The organism is Hymenobacter defluvii (genome assembly GCF_017589435.1).
Lineage (GTDB): Bacteria > Bacteroidota > Bacteroidia > Cytophagales > Hymenobacteraceae > Hymenobacter > Hymenobacter profundi.
Genome location: NZ_JAGETX010000003.1, coordinates 254,949 through 275,234 on the forward strand (window position 1 = coordinate 254,949; position 20,286 = coordinate 275,234).

General features: G+C 59.3%; 21 protein-coding genes and 2 tRNA genes. 17 read left to right on the plus strand and 6 right to left on the minus strand.

Annotation, left to right across the window (positions count from 1 at the left end; all coding sequences use genetic code 11):
• Positions 1 to 68: 68 nt before the first annotated feature.
• Positions 69 to 875 (plus strand): SDR family oxidoreductase, encoded by an 807-nt coding sequence (locus J4D97_RS08035; protein ID WP_185280620.1) that lies wholly within the window; start codon positions 69 to 71, stop codon positions 873 to 875.
• Positions 876 to 1,009: 134 nt separating this feature from the next.
• On the opposite strand, the gene J4D97_RS08040 is transcribed toward J4D97_RS08035, so the two are convergent.
• Positions 1,010 to 1,720, minus strand: coding sequence for an SH3 domain-containing protein (locus J4D97_RS08040; protein WP_208307122.1), 711 nt, complete (start codon positions 1,718 to 1,720; stop codon positions 1,010 to 1,012).
• Positions 1,721 to 1,798: 78 nt separating this feature from the next.
• Between J4D97_RS08040 and J4D97_RS08045 the strand changes: the two genes are divergently transcribed.
• The 9 genes from J4D97_RS08045 (at position 1,799) to J4D97_RS08085 (ending at position 10,044) form a co-directional block, all read left to right on the plus strand.
• A tRNA-Lys gene (locus J4D97_RS08045) sits at positions 1,799 to 1,871 on the plus strand.
• Positions 1,872 to 1,962: 91 nt separating this feature from the next.
• A tRNA-Lys gene (locus tag J4D97_RS08050) sits at positions 1,963 to 2,035 on the plus strand.
• Positions 2,036 to 2,226: 191 nt separating this feature from the next.
• Entirely contained in the window at positions 2,227 to 3,231 is a 1,005-nt protein-coding gene (gene bioB / locus J4D97_RS08055; protein ID WP_208307123.1) for a biotin synthase BioB, read from the plus strand.
• A 90-nt stretch (positions 3,232 to 3,321) separates the two neighbouring features.
• Positions 3,322 to 3,918: a hypothetical protein gene (locus J4D97_RS08060; protein ID WP_208307124.1), complete on the plus strand. Its 597-nt coding sequence runs from the start codon at positions 3,322 to 3,324 to the stop codon at positions 3,916 to 3,918.
• Entirely contained in the window at positions 3,918 to 5,072 is a 1,155-nt protein-coding gene (locus J4D97_RS08065; RefSeq protein ID WP_208307125.1) for an aminotransferase class I/II-fold pyridoxal phosphate-dependent enzyme, read from the plus strand. Before J4D97_RS08060 ends, J4D97_RS08065 begins: the two co-directional genes overlap by 1 nt.
• A 4-nt stretch (positions 5,073 to 5,076) precedes the next feature.
• Positions 5,077 to 5,706 (plus strand): dethiobiotin synthase, encoded by a 630-nt coding sequence (gene bioD / locus J4D97_RS08070; RefSeq protein WP_208307126.1) that lies wholly within the window; start codon positions 5,077 to 5,079, stop codon positions 5,704 to 5,706.
• A 235-nt stretch (positions 5,707 to 5,941) separates the two neighbouring features.
• Positions 5,942 to 7,264, plus strand: a complete 1,323-nt coding sequence (gene bioA, locus J4D97_RS08075; RefSeq protein ID WP_208307127.1) for an adenosylmethionine--8-amino-7-oxononanoate transaminase — start codon at positions 5,942 to 5,944, stop codon at positions 7,262 to 7,264.
• Positions 7,257 to 8,558 (plus strand): beta-ketoacyl synthase N-terminal-like domain-containing protein, encoded by a 1,302-nt coding sequence (locus J4D97_RS08080; protein ID WP_208307128.1) that lies wholly within the window; start codon positions 7,257 to 7,259, stop codon positions 8,556 to 8,558. The genes bioA and J4D97_RS08080 overlap by 8 nt, the downstream gene beginning before the upstream one ends.
• 124 nt (positions 8,559 to 8,682) lie before the next feature.
• Positions 8,683 to 10,044 carry a M20/M25/M40 family metallo-hydrolase gene (locus J4D97_RS08085; RefSeq protein WP_208307129.1) on the plus strand — a complete coding sequence of 454 codons (1,362 nt, stop codon included), beginning with the start codon at positions 8,683 to 8,685 and terminating at the stop codon, positions 10,042 to 10,044.
• Between the two features lie 22 nt (positions 10,045 to 10,066).
• Here J4D97_RS08085 and J4D97_RS08090 read toward each other — a convergent pair whose 3' ends face one another.
• On the minus strand, positions 10,067 to 10,660 hold the full coding sequence (locus tag J4D97_RS08090) for a DUF4202 domain-containing protein (protein ID WP_208307130.1): 594 nt from the start codon (positions 10,658 to 10,660) through the stop codon (positions 10,067 to 10,069).
• 116 nt (positions 10,661 to 10,776) lie between these two features.
• Here J4D97_RS08090 and J4D97_RS08095 point away from each other — a divergent pair, with 116 nt between their 5' ends.
• Positions 10,777 to 11,727, plus strand: coding sequence for an MBL fold metallo-hydrolase (locus tag J4D97_RS08095; RefSeq protein WP_208307131.1), 951 nt, complete (start codon positions 10,777 to 10,779; stop codon positions 11,725 to 11,727).
• 44 nt (positions 11,728 to 11,771) lie between these two features.
• On the opposite strand, the gene J4D97_RS08100 is transcribed toward J4D97_RS08095, so the two are convergent.
• Positions 11,772 to 12,782, minus strand: coding sequence for a pectinesterase family protein (locus J4D97_RS08100; RefSeq protein WP_208307132.1), 1,011 nt, complete (start codon positions 12,780 to 12,782; stop codon positions 11,772 to 11,774).
• A 121-nt stretch (positions 12,783 to 12,903) separates the two neighbouring features.
• Positions 12,904 to 13,332, minus strand: a complete 429-nt coding sequence (locus J4D97_RS08105) for a PaaI family thioesterase (RefSeq protein WP_208307133.1) — start codon at positions 13,330 to 13,332, stop codon at positions 12,904 to 12,906.
• An 85-nt stretch (positions 13,333 to 13,417) separates the two neighbouring features.
• On the opposite strand from J4D97_RS08105, the gene J4D97_RS08110 reads away from it, so the two are divergent.
• From J4D97_RS08110 to coaD, 3 genes are all read left to right on the plus strand, one after another.
• A complete protein-coding gene (locus tag J4D97_RS08110; RefSeq protein ID WP_208307134.1) occupies positions 13,418 to 13,924 on the plus strand; it encodes an NUDIX domain-containing protein in 507 nt (168 codons plus the stop codon).
• 82 nt (positions 13,925 to 14,006) lie between these two features.
• Positions 14,007 to 14,891 (plus strand): DUF3822 family protein, encoded by an 885-nt coding sequence (locus tag J4D97_RS08115; protein WP_208307135.1) that lies wholly within the window; start codon positions 14,007 to 14,009, stop codon positions 14,889 to 14,891.
• 180 nt (positions 14,892 to 15,071) lie between these two features.
• The gene (gene coaD / locus J4D97_RS08120; RefSeq protein ID WP_185280632.1) at positions 15,072 to 15,536 is read left to right on the plus strand and encodes a pantetheine-phosphate adenylyltransferase; all 465 of its coding nucleotides are present in this window, start codon (positions 15,072 to 15,074) and stop codon (positions 15,534 to 15,536) included.
• A gap of 176 nt (positions 15,537 to 15,712) precedes the next feature.
• Here coaD and J4D97_RS08125 read toward each other — a convergent pair whose 3' ends face one another.
• Positions 15,713 to 16,402, minus strand: coding sequence for an NUDIX hydrolase (locus tag J4D97_RS08125; RefSeq protein WP_185280633.1), 690 nt, complete (start codon positions 16,400 to 16,402; stop codon positions 15,713 to 15,715).
• A gap of 239 nt (positions 16,403 to 16,641) precedes the next feature.
• Between J4D97_RS08125 and J4D97_RS08130 the strand changes: the two genes are divergently transcribed.
• Entirely contained in the window at positions 16,642 to 17,148 is a 507-nt protein-coding gene (locus J4D97_RS08130; protein ID WP_208307136.1) for a metallophosphoesterase family protein, read from the plus strand.
• Positions 17,149 to 17,428: 280 nt separating this feature from the next.
• Here J4D97_RS08130 and J4D97_RS08135 read toward each other — a convergent pair whose 3' ends face one another.
• Positions 17,429 to 17,731 carry a hypothetical protein gene (locus tag J4D97_RS08135; protein ID WP_187321083.1) on the minus strand — a complete coding sequence of 101 codons (303 nt, stop codon included), beginning with the start codon at positions 17,729 to 17,731 and terminating at the stop codon, positions 17,429 to 17,431.
• An 86-nt stretch (positions 17,732 to 17,817) separates the two neighbouring features.
• On the opposite strand from J4D97_RS08135, the gene ltaE reads away from it, so the two are divergent.
• Both ltaE and J4D97_RS08145 read left to right on the plus strand, forming a co-directional pair.
• Complete coding sequence (gene ltaE / locus J4D97_RS08140) at positions 17,818 to 18,864, plus strand: low-specificity L-threonine aldolase (RefSeq protein ID WP_208307137.1); 1,047 nt, start codon at positions 17,818 to 17,820, stop codon at positions 18,862 to 18,864.
• A gap of 80 nt (positions 18,865 to 18,944) precedes the next feature.
• Positions 18,945 to 20,225 carry a cation:proton antiporter gene (locus J4D97_RS08145; protein ID WP_208307138.1) on the plus strand — a complete coding sequence of 427 codons (1,281 nt, stop codon included), beginning with the start codon at positions 18,945 to 18,947 and terminating at the stop codon, positions 20,223 to 20,225.
• Positions 20,226 to 20,286 lie beyond the last annotated feature (61 nt).

The following is a 20,286-nucleotide window of genomic DNA, read 5'->3' on the forward strand; positions in this document are numbered from 1 at the left end:
GGCCGCCCCTCCCACCGGAAAGCAGTAGCTTTGCCGACCATATCCACCGCCGTTTTTGGTTGACTGTTATGAAAGGAAAAGTTGTACTTATTACCGGGGGCACTTCCGGCATTGGCCGGGCCTGCGCCGTGGCGTTTGGGCAGGCCGGCGCCAGCATCGTTGTGACCGGGCGCGACGAAAGCCGCCTCGCTGACACTGCGCAGCAGCTCACGCAGTTGGGCATTACGCACCGCACCGTGCGCGCCGACGTAGGGGTGGAGGCCGATGCCGCTCGCGCCGTAGACGAAGCCATAGCTGCGTTCGGCCGTCTCGATGTGCTGCTCAACAACGCCGGCATTTCCATGCGGGCCAAGTTTGCCGATGCTGATTTGAGCGTGATTGAGCGCCTGATGCAGACCAACTTTTTCGGCACCGTATACACCACTAAGTTTGCCCTACCCCACATTGTGGCTAGCAAAGGCTCTATTGTGGGTATTTCTAGCATTGCCGGCTACCGGGGCCTACCCGGCCGCACGGGCTACTCGGCTTCTAAGTTCGCTATGCAGGGCTTTTTGGAAGCCTTGCGCACAGAATTGCTGCCCCAGGGTGTGCACGTGCTAGTGGCCTGCCCCGGCTTCACGGCCTCCAACATTCGCCAGACCGCCCTGGCCGCCGATGGTTCTGCCCAAGGCGAGTCGCCCCGCGATGAGCAGAAGATGATGAGCAGCGAAGAAGTGGCCCGTCATATCTTGCGCGCCGTGCAGCAACGCCGCCGCGACCTGGTTCTCACCAGTATGGGCAAGCTCACGGTCTTTCTGAATAAGATCCTACCCGGCTTATCTGATAAACTGGTGCTCAATCACTTCCGCAAGGAAGAAGCTGATTTTTCGCTGTAAGTTTATAGAGCAGTTACAAGGAAGTGTGTCCTCCTAAGCTTGCGAAGGACCTTCTCACATGAGAACAACGAGCGTATCAATGGCTCAGAAGGCCCTTCGCAAGCCCAGGAGGACACACTTCCTATACTCCTACCCTACTGCACTTCCAGCAGGTCGTGCTGCCGGATGTAGGCGTCTTTGCCCTGCCAGCGCACACGGTACCATACGTCTTGCTTGCCCAGCACAACCAGTCGGTCTCCGACGGCGGCGGTAGTCAGCCACGTGGCGCCGGGGCTGGGGCCTGCCATGAGGGCCGCGCGCGACCGGGCCACTAGGCCGCTACGTTCAGGGCGTAACAGATTCAGAAAAGCCGCTGTGGCCAGCACGTACGCGGCGTAGGCTACCCACCAACCTCGCCGCTCGCGGCGCCGCAGCCACAACACCGTGCCGCCTACCACCGCCACTAGCAATGCGGCCTGCAACAGGCGGTAGTAGTAGCGCCGAAACACGATGCGCAATTGCTGCCGCCAGGAATCGGGGTAGCCCGTGAGGCGGTGGCGTTGGGCCAGACTCGCCATCTTGGCCCAAGTAGAGCGCCGGGGCTGACGGGCTTGTGCCAGGCTCAGGTAGTAGAGGGCCGCTGGGTAGTGCCCTAGCCCCTCCTGCACATAGGCCATGCGCAGCAACATGCGGGGCGAGTATACTTTTTGCTGCCGCAGCACTTGCTGGTAAAAAGGGTAGGCAGCCTCTATCGAGTCGGCGGCGAATAAAGAATCTGCCTTTTGCAGCGCCTCAGTATCTTTTTGAGCCAGAATTGGTTGGCTACCCAGCAGCGCCAGAAATGAAAAAAATAAGGCCTTTTTCAACAAAATATTTGGACAATCAGGAGTCAACTCCCTACTTTTGTGCCACAATAACGGAAAACGCTCCTGTTATTGCAATTTGATTCTGTAGCTCAGCTGGTAGAGCAGTACACTTTTAATGTACGGGTCCTGGGTTCGAATCCCAGCGGGATCACACGAAGCCTCGCAATTGGCGGGGCTTTTTCGTCTCTCATGAAGGTAGGCACAGCCCTATCGGCACCAGCATGAGAGCTTTTATTTCTTCTGATTCTGTAGCTCAGCTGGTAGAGCAGTACACTTTTAATGTACGGGTCCTGGGTTCGAATCCCAGCGGGATCACACAAATCGTTGAACAGCCCCAGGCACTAGTTGCTTGGGGCTGTTTTGTTTAGCGCCAGGGCAAGCCCAATACTGCGGAAAAGTCGCGCAAAACCGACTACTTTGTATCTTGCAAACCGCTCAAACGTCACTTTCACATGACGAAGCGTTCTAAAATCTGACTTACTGGCAACTCACAACCGGCAATTCCTATGCTGCGCACCGACTGGACCCTCGACGAAGTAAACGCTATTTATCACCAACCCGTGCTGGAGCTGGTAGCCCAGGCTGCGGCTGTGCACCGCGAGTTTCAGGCTACTGGCGAGGTGCAAGTATGCACGCTCCTGAGCGTGAAAACTGGCGGCTGCCCCGAGGACTGCGCCTACTGCCCCCAGGCCGCTCGCTACCACACCGGCGTGCAAGCCCACAAACTCCTTCCCGACGCCGAAGTGCTGGCTTCGGCCCAACGTGCCAAAGACTCGGGCTCTACCCGCTTCTGCATGGGCGCCGCCTGGCGCGAGGTGCGCGACAATCGCGACTTCGACCGGGTATTGAACATGGTGACCGAAGTGAACAATATTGGCCTGGAAGTGTGCTGCACCCTGGGCATGCTGAACGAGTACCAGGCCGAGCGCCTGAAAGAAGCGGGCCTCTACGCCTACAACCACAACCTCGACACCAGCCGCGAGCACTACAACGACATCATCACTACCCGCACCTACGACGACCGTCTCGACACGCTGGAGCACGTGCGCAAAGCCGGTATTTCGGTGTGTTCGGGCGGCATCATCGGCCTGGGCGAGACGGACGAGGACCGCGTGGCCATGCTGCACACGCTGGCTACCCTACCCCAGCACCCTGAGTCGGTGCCGGTGAATGCGCTGGTGCCGGTAGAGGGCACGCCCCTGGCCGAGCAGCCCCGCGTGAGTGTATGGGAAATGCTGCGCATGATTGCCACGGCCCGCCTGCTGATGCCCAAAACCATTGTGCGCCTCTCGGCCGGCCGTCAGGAAATGCCCGTAACCGAGCAAGCACTCTGCTTCCTGGCTGGAGCCAATTCCATCTTCTCCGGCGAAAAACTCCTCACTACCCCCAACCCCGATTTCGACGCCGATAAGCAGATGTTTGAGCTGCTGGGCCTGAAGCCCCGTAAGGCGTTTAAGGACGTGCCGCAGGGGGCCGCGGTATTAGGGAAGCAGGAAACGGCAACTGTTTAGGGCCGTTAGCCTTTTGTATTTTCTGTCAACCTGAGTTTGTGAAGCTATTTTCCAAACTCAGGTTGACAGTTCTTTTTCAGATCTGTAGGGATGATTCGATTTGCTGTTACCCTACTTCTATCGCTCGTTTCTACTGCTGCTTGGCCGCAAGCTACCTCTGGTCCTATGACAGGTATGCATCAACTCGATTCATTGTATGCTGTACATGGGCTGATGTTTGGCACAGCAGAAGGCAGCGCACCAAGTCTACAGCCTCAGTTTTCAGGTATTGGAAAACGTTGGCGTACAAGCCATGTGTACAGTTTGCGAACAGATACTGCCACGTTAGGACCATTACCTGTACGACCGGAGTTCTGGTTTCGGGGTGGCCGATTTATTGGGGTAACTTATCAGCTGCCTAAGGAAAGTAAGACCCGTGCTATCCGGCAGCAGCTTGTTCGCCGTTATGGCCCACCCAGAACCGGCAATGTTATGAATTCACTGTACTGGCTGGGAGAACGTACGTACATTCTTTATGAAGATGCTGTACCTAACGTCACGCTCCATATCGCCAGTTTGGATATGCTCAACGAACAGGTACTAGAAACTACGGTGCGTCAGGAAGCCAGAAGCTTCTTAGGTTGGCAGCCCGATTCACTGGGCTTGTCACGACAGTTTCCGCTACCCTCCGAAAAGAGAAAAAAGTAGTGCCTACCCCTCCCCTCCACCAACGCCTCGCCACCCATCTCGCCAAGCGCGAAGCTGAAGGCACCCGCCGCCGCCTTTCGCTACCCGCGGAAAACCTCGTCGATTTCAGCTCCAACGACTACCTCGGCCTGGCCCGCTCCCCTACTCTACGGCAGGCGTTGCAAGCTGGCATGCAGCAGGAAGACGCCGGTAGCACCGGCTCCCGCCTGCTCACCGGCAACTCGGCGGCGGCCGAAGCTCTGGAAACGCATCTGTCGCAGTTCCACCGAGCCGAAGCAGCCCTACTCTTCAACTCGGGCTACGCGGCTAACCTGGGCTTCTTTGCCGCCGTGCCCCGCCGCGGCGACACCATTTTCTACGACGAAGCCTCGCATGCCTCCGTGAAGGATGGCATCCGCAGCAGCTTTGCCACGGCCTACAGCTTCCGCCACAACGACGTGGCCGACCTGGAGCGCCGCCTACCCCGCGCCACGGGTGCCGTATTCGTGGCCGTGGAGGCGCTCTACTCCATGGACGGCGACATAGCGCCGTTGCGCGAGCTAGCTGCCTTATGCCAGCAACGGGAACTGTACCTAGTAGTAGACGAAGCCCACACCAACGGCCTCTACGGCCCACACGGCGCCGGCCTAGTAGCCGAGTTGGGCCTGGGAAACGACGTATTTGCCCGCGTCCTCACGTTTGGTAAGGCTCTGGGCAGCCAGGGCGCCGCCGTAGCCGGCCCCACCGTGCTGCGCGATTACCTCCTGAACTTCAGCCGACCCTTCATCTACACCACTGCCCCGGCACCCTACACGGTAGCGACCCTGGCCGCAGCGTATCAACTGCTTCCTACCCTGGATACGGAGCGACAGCGGCTGTTTGCGTTATCAGATTACTTAAAAAGTACCTTGAACGCGGTACCTGGCCTGCATGTGCCCGCCAATAGCCACGTCATCCACCCAGTATTCTTTCCTACCTCCCCCGGCCCCGAGGCCGTGAAACAAGTAGCCGCCGCTGCCCAAGTCGCCGGATTTGACGTGCGGGCCATTGTGGCCCCTACCGTACCCGCTGGCACTGAGCGCCTGCGGCTAATTGTGCACGCGTATAATACAGAAGCGGAGATTGATAGGCTGGCGGGAGTATTAGGAAAAATTTCAATTCACACAGATTTGTAGAATATTGGAACGCCTCTTCATCACCGGCATCGGCACCGACGTAGGCAAAACCGTCGTAGCCGCCATCCTCACCGAAGCCCTGCGCGCCGACTACTGGAAGCCCGTGCAAGCTGGCCTCACGCCTACCACCGACGCCGCCACCGTGCGCAGTTTGGTCAGCAACGCGGATTCTCAGTTCTACCCCGAAGCCTACCGTCTGGCCCTACCCGCCTCGCCCCACGCGGCGGCGGCAGCAGAGGGCATCGCACTTACGCCTAGTGCCTTCCGCCTACCACACACCGACAACCATTTGGTGGTAGAAGGCGCCGGCGGCCTGCTGGTGCCATTGGCGCCGGGGTTTCTGATGATGGATTTGCTGGCGCAGCTGCACCTGGCGGCCGTGGTGGTGTCGCGCAACTACCTGGGCAGTATCAACCACACCCTGCTGACGCTGGAGGCGCTGCAGCAACGGCAGATTCCGGTGCGCGGCCTCGTGTTCAACGGCGAGCCTACCCCTGCCACCGAGGACTTCATTGCCCAACACACCGGCGTGCCCATCATGCCCCGCGTGCTGCCCGAGCCGGTGCTAGATGCAACGGTAGTACGGCGGTATGCAGAAGAGTTTCGGGAGTGGTTCGCAAACGCGGGCAGGTAGGGGTGGCTTGCAGCCGCCCGTTGCGCAGGACACACAAATTAGTACTGGACTAACTTGCGTTATGCCAAGCCCTGCCTAAGAGAAAGAAGCTAACTTAATTATAGTCGTCTGGTACTCCCTCTCCTTTTCGGAGAGGGGCTGAAGCGCCCCGTCAGAACAATCTAAATAGCGCGGGACCACCTTACGACGGGCGCGTGCGACGCGCCCCTACGGCGCTTGGTGCTACCTTTGCCGTATGTCTACGCTTGCCCAACGGGACCACGCCGTGCTGTGGCACCCCTACACTCAAATGCAAACTGCCCCGCTGGCGGTGCCTATCGTTAGCGGAGAGGGCGCCTGGCTGGTGGCCGACGACGGCACCCGCTACCTCGACGGCATCTCGTCGTGGTGGGTGAATTTGCACGGCCACGCCCACCCCCACATTGCCGAGCGCGTGAGCGCGCAGCTTCGTACCCTGGAGCACGTGCTGTTTGCCGGCTTCACCCACCCCGCGGCCGTGGAGCTGGCCGAGCAGCTCCTGAAAATCCTACCCAGCAACCAGGCCCGCGTGTTCTACTCCGACAACGGCTCGACGGCCGTGGAAGTGGCCCTGAAAATGGTACTGCAATACTTCCACAACCAAGGCCAGCCGGAGCGGCGGCGCTTCCTCTGCTTCCGCGACTCCTACCACGGCGACACGTTTGGGGCCATGTCGGTGAGTAGCCGGGGGGCATTTACGCAGCCGTTCTGGCCGTTGCTGTTTGAGGTGGAGTTTATTGATGTGCCGGTACCGGGCCGCGAGGCGGAGGTGCTGGCGCAGCTGGACGCCGCTCTGCAGCAGCCGGCGGTGGCAGGGTTCATCTTCGAGCCGCTGCTGCTGGGCACGGCGGGCATGGTGGCCTACTCGGCCGAGGTGCTAGACGAGCTGATGCGCCGCTGCCACCAGCACGGCGTGCTGTGCATTGCCGATGAGGTAATGACCGGCTTTGGCCGCACCGGGCCGCTGTTTGCCAGCAGTCAACTGCAAGAGCAGCCCGATATCATGTGCTTCTCGAAAGGCCTCACCGGCGGCACCCTGGCCATGGGCCTGACTACCTGCGCCGCGCCGCTCTACGAGGCGTTTCTGAGCGACGACAAGATGAAGGCGCTGTTTCATGGACATTCCTACACCGCCAACCCGGTGGCCTGTGCCGCCGCTTTGGCCAGCCTGGAGCTGACCCGCGCCGACGCCTGCACGCAGCAGCGCCAGCGCATTGCCGCCGCCCACGCCGCATTCAAGGCAGAACTAGAAGGCCAGCCCGGCGTGCGGGCGGTGCGGCATGTGGGCACGGTGCTGGCTGTAGAGTACGACCCCGGCGAAGGCACCAGCTACTTCAGCCGCCTCCGCGACGCGTTCTACCAATTGGCCCTCGACAACCACGTGATTCTGCGCCCGCTGGGCAACGTGGTGTACCTGCTGCCGCCCTACTGCACCACCGACGCCGAGCTTGCCCTGCTCTACCAGGTGCTCCGCCAGATGCGCGAGTTGGTACTGAACTTCTCCCCCGCCCCTACCCTGCCCGAGTACCTGCATGACTAAGGGAAACGCCGACGAATACATCATCATCCGCGGCCGGGGCAGGGTGTCGGCACTGGGCGATCAGGCCTTTCCAGCTTCTTCGGAGTCACCCTTCTCCGTCCACCCCAACGGCCTGCCTGTGGCTGCTCTACCTGACGCCACCGAAGCGGCCTTGGCGGAGCTGCGCCGCGCCCACCCCGCCTACCGCCAGCTCGACCGTACTGTACTGCTGGCCATGCTGGCCGCACGCCAAGCGGCGACGGAAGCGAGGTGGCACACAGTGCGTGACCCCACCCCCAGCCCCTCCCCTCCGGGAGAGGGGTGCGTTCAACAACATCTTACGACTGGCACCCCTCTCCCGGAGGGGAGGGGCTGGGGTCAAGGCAATCCACCTTCCCTGTCCGTCAGCATCGGGAGTAGCCGTGGAGCCACGCATCACCTGGAGCACTACCACGAGGAGTTTTTGCGCGAGGGCAGCGTGCCGGCAGCCGCGTCTCCGCTTACTACATTGGGCAACGTGGCCAGTTGGGTAGCCTTCGACGCGGGTAGTACTGATGGGGCCGTGCTAAGTCATTCCAGTACGTGCAGCAGTGCGTTTCAGGCGCTGGGCAACGCGGTGGCCTGGCTACGGGCAGGCATGGCAGAACGCTATTTGGCTGGCGGAGCCGAGGCTCCCCTCACCGAGTTTACGCTAGCGCAGATGCAGGCCATCGGTATTTATTCGCCCTTTGCGGCGGACGCGTGGCCCTGCCGGCCGGGCGCTGGGCGGCCTTCTACCTTCACGCTGGGCGAAGGCGCCGCCGTATTTGCACTGGAAAAAGTAGCGGCTGATATCGCAGCAGCCGAAGTAGCTACGACACCGCAGCAGCCGCTATTTCGATTGGAAAGTGTAGGATTTGGTTTTGAAGCTATCGGCAGCAAAACGGGTATTTCGCCCGATGGGCGGCATTTCCAGACTGCCATGCAGCAGGCATTGCAACAAGCCGGTAGAAAACCCTCGGAGGTAGACGCGCTGGTACTGCATAGCCCCGGCACCCCGGCCGGCGATGCCGCCGAGCTAGCAGCCGTACGGGCAGTTTTTGGCGAGAAGCAACCGCTTTTGCTGTCCAATAAGTGGCTGGTGGGCCACACCTTGGGCGCCTCGGCGGCCCTCAACCTCGATTTTGCGTTGCAGGTGCTGGAGACGCAGCAGTGGCCGGTGGCGCCCTTTTCCACTTACCTCGCCACGGCAACAGAGCAGCCTATCCGGCGCATTTTGGTGAATGCCGCTGGTTTTGGCGGCAACGCGGCCAGCGCCTTGGTGTCTTTACTATGAGCCAATCGTTGCTGGTCAGCATGCGAGATTTCTCCCTGCGGTCGAAATGACGTTCTTTAGTGGTACGAACCTCTACAAACCAACAACCAAGCTGTAGCTTGCCCTTAACCAAATCAACCTCCGCATGACGCTTCGCTCTACCCTATTCGCAGCTTTTCTTCTCCCCGCGCTGCCTTTGTTGGCGCAAAACAAGCCCTCTACTACCCCCGACCCAACCATCAAAAAGATGGTGAATGAGATTTCGGAGAAGCGCCTAAAAGACGATATTGATAAACTCGTGAGTTTCGGTACACGCCATACTTTAAGCGACACCAAAAGCAAGAAGCGCGGCATTGGGGCGGCGCGCAACTGGGTGGAAGACGAGTTCCGGAAGTACAGCAAGACCAGCGGCAACCGCTTGGTAGTCACGCAAGATACGTTTACCGTCAAGCCCGACGGCCGCCGCATCGACAAGCCCGTGGTAATGGCCAACGTAATGGCGACCCTACCCGGCACCGACCCCAATGACAAGCGCATCTTCATCGTGAGCGGGCACATCGACTCGCGGGTATCGGACGTGATGAACGCTACCGCCGATGCGCCCGGCGCCAACGACGACGGCTCGGGCACGGTGGCCGTGATGGAGTTGGCCCGCGTGATGTCGCAGCAGCAATACCCCGCCACCATCATTTTTGTGGCGGTGCAGGGCGAGGAACAGGGCCTCTACGGCTCGACGCACTTGGCTAAGCGCGCCAAGGCCGAAGGCTGGAACCTGGTGGCCATGCTTAACAACGACATCGTGGGCAGCTCGCACGGAAACGACCCTTCGGTGGATGATGCCAAGCACCTGCGCGTGTTCAGCGAGGGTGTGCCCGCCACCGAAACCGAGGCCGAAGGCCGCGTGCGTCGCACCCTGTCGTCGGAAAATGACTCGCCCTCCCGCGAGCTGGCCCGCTACGCCCAGCAAGCTGCCAAGGATTACGTGGATGGTCTGGACGTGGTGGTGGTCTACCGCCCCGACCGGTTCCTGCGCGGCGGTGACCATACGCCGTTCAACCAGCAAGGCTTCACGGCGGTGCGCTTCACGGAGATGAACGAGGACTTCCGCCACCAGCACCAGGATTTGCGCACCGAAAACGGTGTGGAGTACGGCGACCACGCCAAGTTTATGGATTTTGGCTACCTGCGCAAGAACACCGGCGTGAACCTGGCTACCCTGGCCGAACTGGCCCTGGCCCCGGCTGCTCCCCAAAATGTGGGGGTACTGACGGCCCAACTCACCAACCGCACACAGCTTAAGTGGGATGCCCCTACGGCCGGTCCAAAACCTGCTGGCTATTACGTGCTTATCCGCGAAACCACTTCACCTAAGTGGGAGCAAAAGGTGTTCGTGACCGACACAAAAGCCGACCTCACCCAGAGCAAAGACAACTATATTTTCGGAGTAGCCTCCGTGGATGCTCAAGGCCACGAGAGCCTGCCCGTGATTCCGAAGCCGGTACGGTAGAAAGCCGTATGTGAGCTATTTACTACCCATTTAGCGCCTTACCAATCAGCTCTTGTGCTTCGGACGCTAGGGGCAGCTGCAAAGCCAGCCGGTGGCCTTCGGGCGTCATTTTGCGCCAGGTTTTCTGCACAATATCGATGATTTTATCCTCGGGGTGCTGAGCGGCGAAATCAAGAAAATAATACTGCAAAAACACCAGGCATATCACGTCTTCCAGCAGCTGCATTTCGGGGTCGAGGTGCAGCTGCTGCTTTTGGAGGAGCGCCTGCACCCGCTGGATGGTTTCGGCGTCGTAGCCTACTTGCTGTAGGATTTCACTGGCTAGCTGGGCGTGGAATTTCTTGAGTGTGTTGCGCCATTTGTGGTAGCCGGGGCGGTCCATGGGGAAGTCCTGGCGCGGGATGGTCCAGCGGCGGATGTGCTGGCAGCGGGCGGCCAGCTGCACCGCCTCGGGGGCATTGGGGGCCACCGCGTGCAGGCAGGCGCTCATGCGCTGACCGTAGAGCAGTTCCTTGGGGTAGGGCTGGCCATCTACGATTTCCTGGTGAGGGTCTTCGCTGTTGGCAGCGTTGAACAGGCAGATGGCTTCGTCGAAGCGGGCTTGGTTGAGAATCATGCGGGTGTGTGGGTCGGGTAGCAAGGGTAAAGATAGAGCGGGCGTAACTGTCTTGTTCTTTCGCCCCTGCTACCTTTAGCTTGGTCTATCTATTTCTGTTGTTTGATTAGCGGTACATGCATAAGCTCCTTGTCTGCCTTCTGGTCTTTTTGCTGAGCTACCACGCAGTGGCCCAACAGCCCGTATTTCGCGTGGTGCCGCTGGGCGTGCGCGGTGGGTTGGATGAGAGCAACCTCTCGGCCTACTTGGTGGCTCCTACGGGTTCTGCTGCGTATGCCTGTCTGGATGCTGGCACCATCCGGGCTGGGGTAGCGAAGGCCGTGGCGCAAGGGACACTTTCCGGCACTGTCGATCAGGTAATCCGCCGCCAGATCAAAGCCTACCTACTCTCCCACGCCCACCTCGACCACGTAGCCGGCTTACTGCTCAACGCCCCCGACGACACCAGCAAAACCCTGTACGGCCTACCTGGCTGCCTCGCTACCCTGCAACAGCACTACTTCAACTGGAAGAGCTGGCCCAACTTCGGCGACGCCGGCACGGCGCCCGTGTTAGGCAAATACCACTATCAGCCCCTACTACCCGGCACGCCCGAAACTGCCGTGGCCGGCACCGCACTCCTGGTACAGACTTTTCCGCTTAGCCACGGCACCGGCTACGAAAGCGCGGCTTTCCTGCTCCGTCACGGCAATAGCTACTTGCTCTACCTCGGCGACACTGGCCCTGATGCGGTGGAGCACAGCACCCGCCTGGCTAGTCTGTGGCAGGCGGTAGCGCCGCTGATGCGGGCTGGTACGCTACGGGGTATTTTCGCGGAGGTGTCCTACCCCAATGCCCAGCCCGATAACCTATTGTTCGGTCACCTCACGCCCCGTTGGCTTCAATACGAGCTGTTGGCGCTGGCCCGGCTCGCTGGGCCTGATGCTATGCGCAATCTGCCTGTGGTTGTAACCCACAGCAAGCCCAGCGCCGATAACCTCACCCAAATCAGGCAGCAGCTCGAAGACGCGAATTCGCTGCGCCTTCGGTTTGTTTTCCCGGAGCAGGGCCGGGCCTTTGGGCTGTAGGGCATCCCTACCCAACAGTACTTATCTGCCTGTAATCAGAGAACTTACTTGCTCTGAGGCACCCATGGTTCAGTGCCCGCGAAAATGTTTTTCAGCGTGTATTGCTTGGCTTCTTTGCTGGTCAGCTGCTTGCTCCACGCCACCCGGCCTTTGGGGTTGGCACCGGGGCCGCGTGACTGATACTCGGCGTAGAAAGCTGTTTGCTCGTTTTCTGGGTTGCGCCAGTTGTCCCAGCCGGCGGGGGTGATGTGGCTGCCCATGTCCGTGTTCAGGAACACAGTGCGGGCGTGTGGGCGCCAGGGCCTACCTAAATACACCTTCTGGGCCTCGGGTGCGGCCGTGAGCTGGCAGTTCAAAAACACCAGCCCAAACCGCTGCCGGGGCGTGGTAGAAGCGGCCGTGATGTAGGAATTGCTCTTGCTGAAAATGGTGCAACGGTCGAATACGGCCGTGCTAGCGCCGAAGATGAAGTCGGTAGTGCCTTCGATGTAGCAGCCCTGGTAGTACTGGCGGCTGTTCTCGATGGCCAAAAATAGTGTATCCTGGTTGCCCAACAGGCGGCAGTGGCGAAACGTGGCCCGGTCGCCCTCCACGTGCAGGGCCACGGCCTGCCCTACCCTACCGGCCGAGTTTTCGAAGGTGATGTTCTCGGCCCGAAAGTCGTTGCCCTGCACCCGCACCGTGGAGGACGTGTAGGTGGTGTGCTTTTCGGCGTCGCCTGAGTAGTCACCGTAGGTGATGACGACGCCCTCTTTGCTTTCGCCCAGCAGCGTGATGTGCGTTTTCTGGGACGGAATCAGCAGCTTTTCTTTGTAGATGCCATTCTTGATGAAGATGGTGGCTTCTACCTGCATAAAGTCGCGCACGGCCATAACGGCTTCCTGCACAGTGCGATAGTCGCCGGAGCCATCCGTTGCTACTACCAGGCGCACCGGCTTGTTGAAGGACGGTATTTCGGCGGGTTTCGACTGGGCTGCTGGGAGTGTTGTTTGAGCGTAGAGGGTAGGCGCGGTCAGCAGTAGGCCACTGAGCAAGGAGAGAGATAGAATATTCATAATCAACGAATAGCAGATAAACAGCTCTGCTTAATAGCAGTAAATGACATGGTAGATAGCAAGTGGCCGGGCACTTGGTTGAACACAGCGGCTACTTGTGTGTAACCACCTACTTTCATCTCTACTCTACCACCGCCATCGTGGCTGTGGCTTTGGCAACCAGCTTATCATCGCACCACACCTCAGACTCGCAGAAATGCAGGCGCCGGCCGGCTTTCAGCACCCAGCCCACAGCGCGCATCTTCGCCCCTACCCCCGGATGCAGGTAGGAAACCTTGATTTCGGCCGTGACGACACCCGTACCCTCCGGCACCAGCGTGACGGCCGCGAAGCCTGCCACCAAGTCGGCCATGGTAGCCACTAGGCCGCCGTGCGCAAAGCCCCGGTGCTGCTGGTGCTTCTCCGCGAGTAGTAGCTCGGCCTCTACCCTACCCGGCTCGATGCGGGTGAGGTCGGCACCGATGAGATGCATAAAATTCTGGCGCACCAGCTTGCGACGGATGCGGGCTTCAAGGGACTCTTCGTGAGTGGGGGTAGGGAGGTCAGGCATGGGACAAAGGTAGTGGCACCTGCTATGTGAGCCGCACCTTTTCGGCTTACTGCCGTATAGGCTACCCGTCGCCTATTTGTTTTCGATGCCTGATACGCCTACTCAAGATTCTTCCCTCCTCGCTGCGTATGCCCACCAGGTGCGCGTCCGGCCCTGTGGTTTGCTCATTCACGAAGGTGCGTTGCTGCTGGCCGCCCACCGGGGTTTGCTGCCGGATGGCGCGCCATTTTGGTCGCCGCCGGGTGGCGGGTGGCAGTTTGGAGAAAGTTTGCACGAGTGCCTGCGGCGGGAGTTTCGGGAAGAAACCGGCCTGACGGTGAACGTGGGCCGTTTTCTGCACCTGCACGAGTTCAAGACCGACACGCTGCAAGCCCTGGAAATGTTTTTTGAGGTAACGCCCGCCGACCCTGCTGCCCTACCCCAGTTGGGCACCGACCCCGAGCACGCCGCCGACGCCCAAATCCTGACGGAACTGACCTTCCTAACGCCCCGCCAGCTCATTGCCCTACCCATGCAGCAGGTGCACCCGGTACTGCGCCAGATCATCAGCCCCGATGATATTTTCATCCCGCAGTTGCGGTTTGCCCCCTAGCCTGCGTCCTGCCCCGTAGCGCGCAGCCCTAGCACAGCCGCTCGATAAATGTTACCTTTAGCGGCTCAACCCGCTTCTGCTTGTGTCTGCTACGCTTGTCCCTACCACTTCTGCTGCCCCTACCGTTTTGGCCCACCTGCGCGACGAAACGCTGGATGCCAGCCGCTTAGCCGCCTACAACCTCTACCTCACGGTGGGTGCGGCCGGCGTGCGTGTGGGCATAGCCGACGTGCAGCGCAACAAGTTTGTGGCCCTGGAAGACTATGCCACCCAGCCGGGCTTACCCGCCGCAGCGCAGTTGCAGGCACTGGCCGCCCAGCACGATTTGCTGTCGCTCTCGGGCTGGAACAAGGTGCGCCTAGCCGTGCACAACCGCGCCTTCACGTTGCTGCCCGCTCCCCTGTTTGCCCCCGGCGACGAGGCCACCTATTTGCAGCTGCACCACGCTTGCGCCCCCACCGAAACGCCCTGCGCCTACCGCCACACCGGCCTGGACATCGTGAGCGTATTTGCCGCCGACCGCCCGCTGGCTGACTGGTTTCGGCACGCCTACCCTACTGGTCGGCTGCTGCACCAGACCAGCGCCCTGCTCGAAGGCGTGTTGCACCAGAGCGAGGCCGCCGCGCCGCGCCGCGTCTACCTCAATATTGGCCACCAGGAGCTAACCGTATTGGTGATGCGCAGCAAGCGCCCCGAGCTGTGCAACGTCTTCGCTTTCACTACCCCCGAAGACCTGATTTACTACACTATCCTGGTGATGCAGGAGTTGCAGCTCAACCCCGACCAGGACCCCGTGATTGTGTGGGGCGACCTGCTGCACGACTCGGAGCTGTTTTCCGTCCTGCGGAAGTACATTCGTCACCTGCGCTTCGGCAACCGGCCGTTCGACCTGCGCTACAGCTACCGCCTCAACGACCTCACCGAGTACCGCTACTTCGACCTATACGCGCTGCACTTGTGCGAATAGGGCAGAGTACGGTCGGAAAACGCGTGTCATCCTGAGCTTGCGAAGGACCTTATATCATTTGAACGAGTCGTTGTTACGGGCATCGTTCACGCGTGAGAAGGTCTTTCGCTGTGCTCAGGATGACAGACGGTTTTTGTAGTTTCTCACTCAACTACCCACAATTTCACTACTCTCCACCTCATGGCTCGTATTGCGCTGTTTCCTGGTTCCTTCGACCCGTTCACGAATGGCCACCTTGATGTGGTGCGGCGGGGCACGCAGTTGTTTGATGAGGTGATTATTGCCCTGGGCAACAACAGCAGTAAAACCCGCTACCTGCCCGTGGAGCAGATGCTGGAGATGATTGCCGAGGTATTTCGGGATGAGCCGCGGGTGCGCGTGCAGGCTTACAAAGGCCTCACTGCCGACTTCGCCCGCGAGGTAGGAGCCCGCTACCTGCTGCGCGGCCTGCGCAACACCACCGATTTCGAGTACGAAAACACCATTGCCCAAGCCAACCGCCACGTCAACCCGGAGCTGGAAACCGTCTTTCTGATTACTTCCCCGGCTCTCGCAGCCATCAGCAGCACCATTATCCGCGAGATTCACCGTTTTGGCGGCAATGTGGATGATTTCGTGCCGTTTACGCTACCAGCAGTTAGTTAGGAATTAAGAGGGAAGAATTGACAAGTGCCTGTCTTTTTCTGTCATCCTGAGCTTGCGAAGGATCTTATCACGTGAGAAAGACAAGCGTAACAACGACTCGTTCACCTTGGCATAAGGTCCTTCGCAAGCTCAGGATGACAGAAAAAGACAGGCGCTTGTCAATTTTTACCTTTTACTTAACTGCCCACTGTCGACTCGCCAGCTGTTTCGCTTAGGAAGTGGCGCACGACCAGCGCGATAGACGCGTAGGAGTCGTCGAGCACGCTTAGGGCCTCTTGGGGCGTCATCCAGCGCACTTCCTCGATGTACTCCTCGGCCTGGGGCTTCATCAGGGAGTCGTCGAGGCACTGCATGGTGTACCAGTTGGTTTTCTTCAGGATTTTGTTGCCGTTGTAGGCGTAGGAATGCCAGGTGCTGGGCAGTTTTTCGCCCAACGACACCTTGATGTTGCACTCCTCCTCTACCTCGCGCAGGGCCCCAATGCCGGGGTCTTCTTCTTTTTTGAGCTTGCCCTTGGGCAAATCCCACTTGTTGAAGCGCGAAATCATTAGCACCATGCCATCCCTTGTTACGAGGCCGCCGGCAGCTTTCACGATACGGAACTGGTCTTTCAGGTGCAGAATCAGCCGTTTTTTCTTGCGGGCCAGCAGCGTAAGAGAGGTTAGCTTTTTCAGCTTTTTCACCTCCATCATGCGCAGCAGTCGGTCGATGAACACGTCCGTCACGTCGCGCACCAGCACATCGCCCACCAAATCTTTGGACGAAAATTCGTCTTCCGGATTCAGGATCAGGTCGTAGCGGTGCTTGTATATTTTCTCGCTGTTCTTCTTAATAATCAGCGGGATATCATTGATGAAAACGTTCATCGCGGAGTTGTCTTCTGGGAGGGCAAGAAAGCAAAAATAGACCGAAGTGCAGCTGCAAAACACAGCATAATTATCGGCAAACGGAAATACCCGCGTGGGGCAAGATACGGGGAACAGCCGAGGTAGTTACCTTGCGTCTTGTTCTGTTGTGGCCGCACTGGCCGTCCGCGTTGCTTCTGGCTTTCCGAAACCTGTAGCCACCGGCGCGGGTTAGCCCTTCCTACCCTACCTCCTACTCTGTGAAATCCATTGGCCTGCTTTCCGACACCCACGGCTACCTCGACGAGCGTATCCTGCACCACCTCAGCACCTGCGACGAAATCTGGCACGCCGGCGACTTCGGCAACGTAGCCGTGGCCGATACGCTGGAGGCCATAGCCCCCCTGCGCGGCGTCTACGGCAACATCGACGGCCAGGACGTGCGCGCCACCGAGCCACTGGTACAGGCCTTTGAAATCGAAGGGCTGCGCGTGCTTATGACCCACATTGGCGGCTACCCCGGCCGCTACACCCCCGCCGCCAAGCCGCTTATTGCCGAGTACAAGCCCGGCCTGTTTATCAGCGGCCACTCGCATATTCTCAAAGTGATGCCCGATAAGCGCAATCATCTGCTGCACCTGAACCCCGGCGCGGCTGGCCGCCACGGTTTTCATACCGTACGCACCATGCTACGCTTTCAAGTCAACCGGGGCAAGGTAGAGCAGCTGCAAGCCATTGAGCTGGGACCGCGCACCGAGCGGGGGTAGGAGGGTGTGGGCAAAGGAAGGTAGGAGGGTAGAAAAGTGAGGTGGAAAAGCATCTGTCATCCTGAGCGTAGCGAAGGACCTTCTCACGGCAGAACGACAGACGTATCAACAACTCGTTCTGCCGTGAGAAGGTCCTTCGCTGTGCTCAGGATGACACACTTCACACCCCCACGCCTCCTACCCTCTCACTCCCCCAAAATCAAAAACGCCTTTCTGCCAAAGCAGAAAGGCGTTTTTGATTTTATAAAGCAAAAGCCAACCGACGCCGGTGGCGACTTACTTACAGCGCGATTTCGGGCTTGGGCTTTTCGCCTTCCTGGCCGTCGCTGTTCACCTCTTTTACCACAGCCTCCGCTTCGTCGAAGCCTTCGGTGCCGGTTTGGTTTACTTTAGCGATGTTGGGCGAAGTGGTCGTCTCCGAGGTAGCGGCAGGGGCCGTGCCACCGTTGAAACGGGCTTTCAGCTCCTCCGTATCCACGTTCTTCAGAACGGGGGTAGCGAGCAGTTGCTTGATCACGCGCTGCTTGTTGTTAGCGCGGGCAATGTTCTTGCGGTGTTTCCGCTTTAGACGGGTAGCAGTCATATCCGGGTCGGTTGAATGTCATTTTTTGAATGAGGGGCAAAAGTAAGTCTTATTTTTGACTTCGAAAACCTTTAGCCCTCTTCTTTATGTCCTTGCCAACCATCGACCTCCGCTCCGATACCGTTACCCGCCCTACCCCCGCCATGCTGGAAGCCATGTTTCAGGCGCAAGTCGGCGACGATGTGTACGGCGAAGACCCCACCGTGCGGGCCCTGGAAGAGCAAGCCGCTGCTCGTTTTGGGCTGGAAGCCGGCCTGTTCTGCCCCTCCGGCACCATGACCAACCAGATTGCCATTAAGGCCCACACCGAGCCTTTATCAGAAGTTATCTGTGAGCAAACGGCCCACGTATACCTATGGGAGGTAGGCGGCATTGCGTTTCACTCGGGGGCCTCGGTGGCGCTGTTGCCCGGCGACCGGGGCCGCCTCACGGCCGCGCAAGTAGAGGCCGCCATCCGCCCCCTCGACAACGTGCATTACCCCGACACGCGCCTGATCTGCCTGGAAAACACCCACAACCGCGGCGGCGGCAGTTGCTACGCTATGGATGAAATTGCCGCCATTGCCGACGTAGCCCAGCGTCACAACCTATCCCTCCACCTCGATGGCGCCCGTATTTTTAATGCCTTAGTAGCCACCGGCCAGCGCGCCGAGGACTACGGCAAGTATTTCGATTCCATTTCGGTGTGCCTTTCCAAAGGCTTAGGTACGCCGGTTGGCTCGGTGTTGCTAGGTAGCAAGAGTTTCATTCATAAGTGCCGGCGCATTCGCAAGGCCATGGGCGGCGGCATGCGGCAGGCTGGCTTTTTGGCTGCCGCGGGCCTCTATGCCTTGGAGCACAACGTAGAACGCCTAGCTGACGACCACCGCCGGGCCCGCCAGTTGGGCGAGGCGCTGGCTGCTCAGTCCTACGTGGAGTTCGTGCTGCCGCCCGATACCAACCTGGTTATCTTCAAACTAAAGCCAGAAATGCCCGCCGACACCTTTCTCCAGCACCTGGAGCAGCAGGGTATTCGCGCCTCCTCGTTTGGGCCGCAGATGATTCGTTTTGTTACACATCTGGACGTAGACGATGCCATGGTGCAACGGGTAGCGGAGGCGCTAACTGATGTTGCTGTTAGTCTGCCCAGCTAGTTTTTTCGTAGCAAGACTACCTGCGTCAGTTCCTGCCCTTGGTGAGCTGGGGTGCGCTTCACTTGTATAGTCCACACTTTATGTATTTAAGCTTATACAACGTTCTGGCGCTGCTGCTGGTAGTCGCCGCCTTGTTTGGGTATGTCAACCACCGATTTTTGCGCCTGCCTTCTACTATCGGTCTCATGGTGCTGGCGCTGGTATCATCCGTTGGCCTGGTGGTGCTAGGGCGTTTTGAAATAGTCAATGTTTCAAACATCATCAATGCAATAAAGCAGATTGATTTTCAAACCATTCTGATGCAGGTGATGCTAAGCTTCCTACTGTTTGCTGGCGCTATTCACGTAGATGCGCAGAAGCTGGGCCAGCAGCGTGTACCGGTTTTCACGATGGCCACCGTGGGCATGCTCCTTTCCACGTGTTTGGTGGGCTCTATGCTCTACTGGCTGCTGCCGCAGTTCGGCCTGTCGCTACCCTTTATGTGGTGCCTGCTGTTCGGCTCGCTCATTTCTCCCACCGACCCCATTGCGGTTTTAGGCATTCTGAAAGAAGCTCGCATTCCTAAGCAATTGGAAATCAGCATTGTGGGCGAGTCCTTATTTAATGATGGCGTAGCAGTAGTGGTCTTTGTGAGCTTGGCTCAGTTTGCTACTACCACCGGCGAGGCAGCGCCCGAGGGCCACAACATCGGCACGTTATTTTTGCAGGAAGCCGTGGGCGGCTTGGTGTTGGGCGCCGTTCTGGGCTACGTAGGCTACCGCATGCTCCGCTCCATCGACAATTACCAAGTGGAGGTGCTCATCACGCTGGCCCTTGTAACAGGCGGCACGGCGCTGGCTACCGCGCTGCACACCTCGGGGCCGCTGGCCATAGTGGTGGCCGGCCTGATTATCGGGCAGCAAGGGCGGCAGTTGGGCATGTCGGATACCACCCGTGAGTACGTCGATAAGTTCTGGGAAATGCTCGACGAGATTCTTAATGCTATCCTGTTTGTGTTGATTGGCTTCGAGATTTTGGTGCTGCGCTTCGAAACGGTGTATCTGTTAGTGGGCCTGTGCACCATCGTTATTGTGTTGTTGGCCCGCCTCATAGCCGTGGCTCTTCCGCTACGCCTGCTCAACCTGCGTCGGTCCTTTCCTCAGCACGCCGTGAAAGTGCTGACTTGGGGCGGCCTGCGGGGCGGCATTTCTGTGGCCCTGGCGCTGTCGTTGCCCGACGGTGAAGCCCGGGAGCTGCTGGTAGCCGTCACGTACGTGGTGGTGGTCTTTTCCATCATTGTGCAGGGCCTGAGCATCGGACCGCTCGTCAAGCGCCTGGGCCTGAGCGTAGCTCCCAGCGAGACCGAGCCTTTGCAGCACTAATTTTGTAGGACCTAACCAAAACGTTGCAGGCTACACACCTGCTGATGCATACTGCCTGCCT

Coding starts and splice junctions, on each gene's coding strand:
- J4D97_RS08035 (WP_185280620.1), top strand. CDS start 69: ATGAAAGGAAAAGTTGTACTTATTACCGGGGGCACTTCCGGCATTGGC.
- bioB (WP_208307123.1), top strand. CDS start 2,227: ATGCTGCGCACCGACTGGACCCTCGACGAAGTAAACGCTATTTATCAC.
- J4D97_RS08060 (WP_208307124.1), top strand. CDS start 3,322: ATGATTCGATTTGCTGTTACCCTACTTCTATCGCTCGTTTCTACTGCT.
- bioA (WP_208307127.1), top strand. CDS start 5,942: ATGTCTACGCTTGCCCAACGGGACCACGCCGTGCTGTGGCACCCCTAC.
- J4D97_RS08080 (WP_208307128.1), top strand. CDS start 7,257: ATGACTAAGGGAAACGCCGACGAATACATCATCATCCGCGGCCGGGGC.
- J4D97_RS08085 (WP_208307129.1), top strand. CDS start 8,683: ATGACGCTTCGCTCTACCCTATTCGCAGCTTTTCTTCTCCCCGCGCTG.
- J4D97_RS08090 (WP_208307130.1), bottom strand. CDS start 10,660: ATGATTCTCAACCAAGCCCGCTTCGACGAAGCCATCTGCCTGTTCAAC.
- J4D97_RS08095 (WP_208307131.1), top strand. CDS start 10,777: ATGCATAAGCTCCTTGTCTGCCTTCTGGTCTTTTTGCTGAGCTACCAC.
- J4D97_RS08100 (WP_208307132.1), bottom strand. CDS start 12,782: ATGAATATTCTATCTCTCTCCTTGCTCAGTGGCCTACTGCTGACCGCG.
- J4D97_RS08105 (WP_208307133.1), bottom strand. CDS start 13,332: ATGCCTGACCTCCCTACCCCCACTCACGAAGAGTCCCTTGAAGCCCGC.
- J4D97_RS08110 (WP_208307134.1), top strand. CDS start 13,418: ATGCCTGATACGCCTACTCAAGATTCTTCCCTCCTCGCTGCGTATGCC.
- coaD (WP_185280632.1), top strand. CDS start 15,072: ATGGCTCGTATTGCGCTGTTTCCTGGTTCCTTCGACCCGTTCACGAAT.
- J4D97_RS08125 (WP_185280633.1), bottom strand. CDS start 16,402: ATGAACGTTTTCATCAATGATATCCCGCTGATTATTAAGAAGAACAGC.
- J4D97_RS08135 (WP_187321083.1), bottom strand. CDS start 17,731: ATGACTGCTACCCGTCTAAAGCGGAAACACCGCAAGAACATTGCCCGC.
- ltaE (WP_208307137.1), top strand. CDS start 17,818: ATGTCCTTGCCAACCATCGACCTCCGCTCCGATACCGTTACCCGCCCT.
- J4D97_RS08145 (WP_208307138.1), top strand. CDS start 18,945: ATGTATTTAAGCTTATACAACGTTCTGGCGCTGCTGCTGGTAGTCGCC.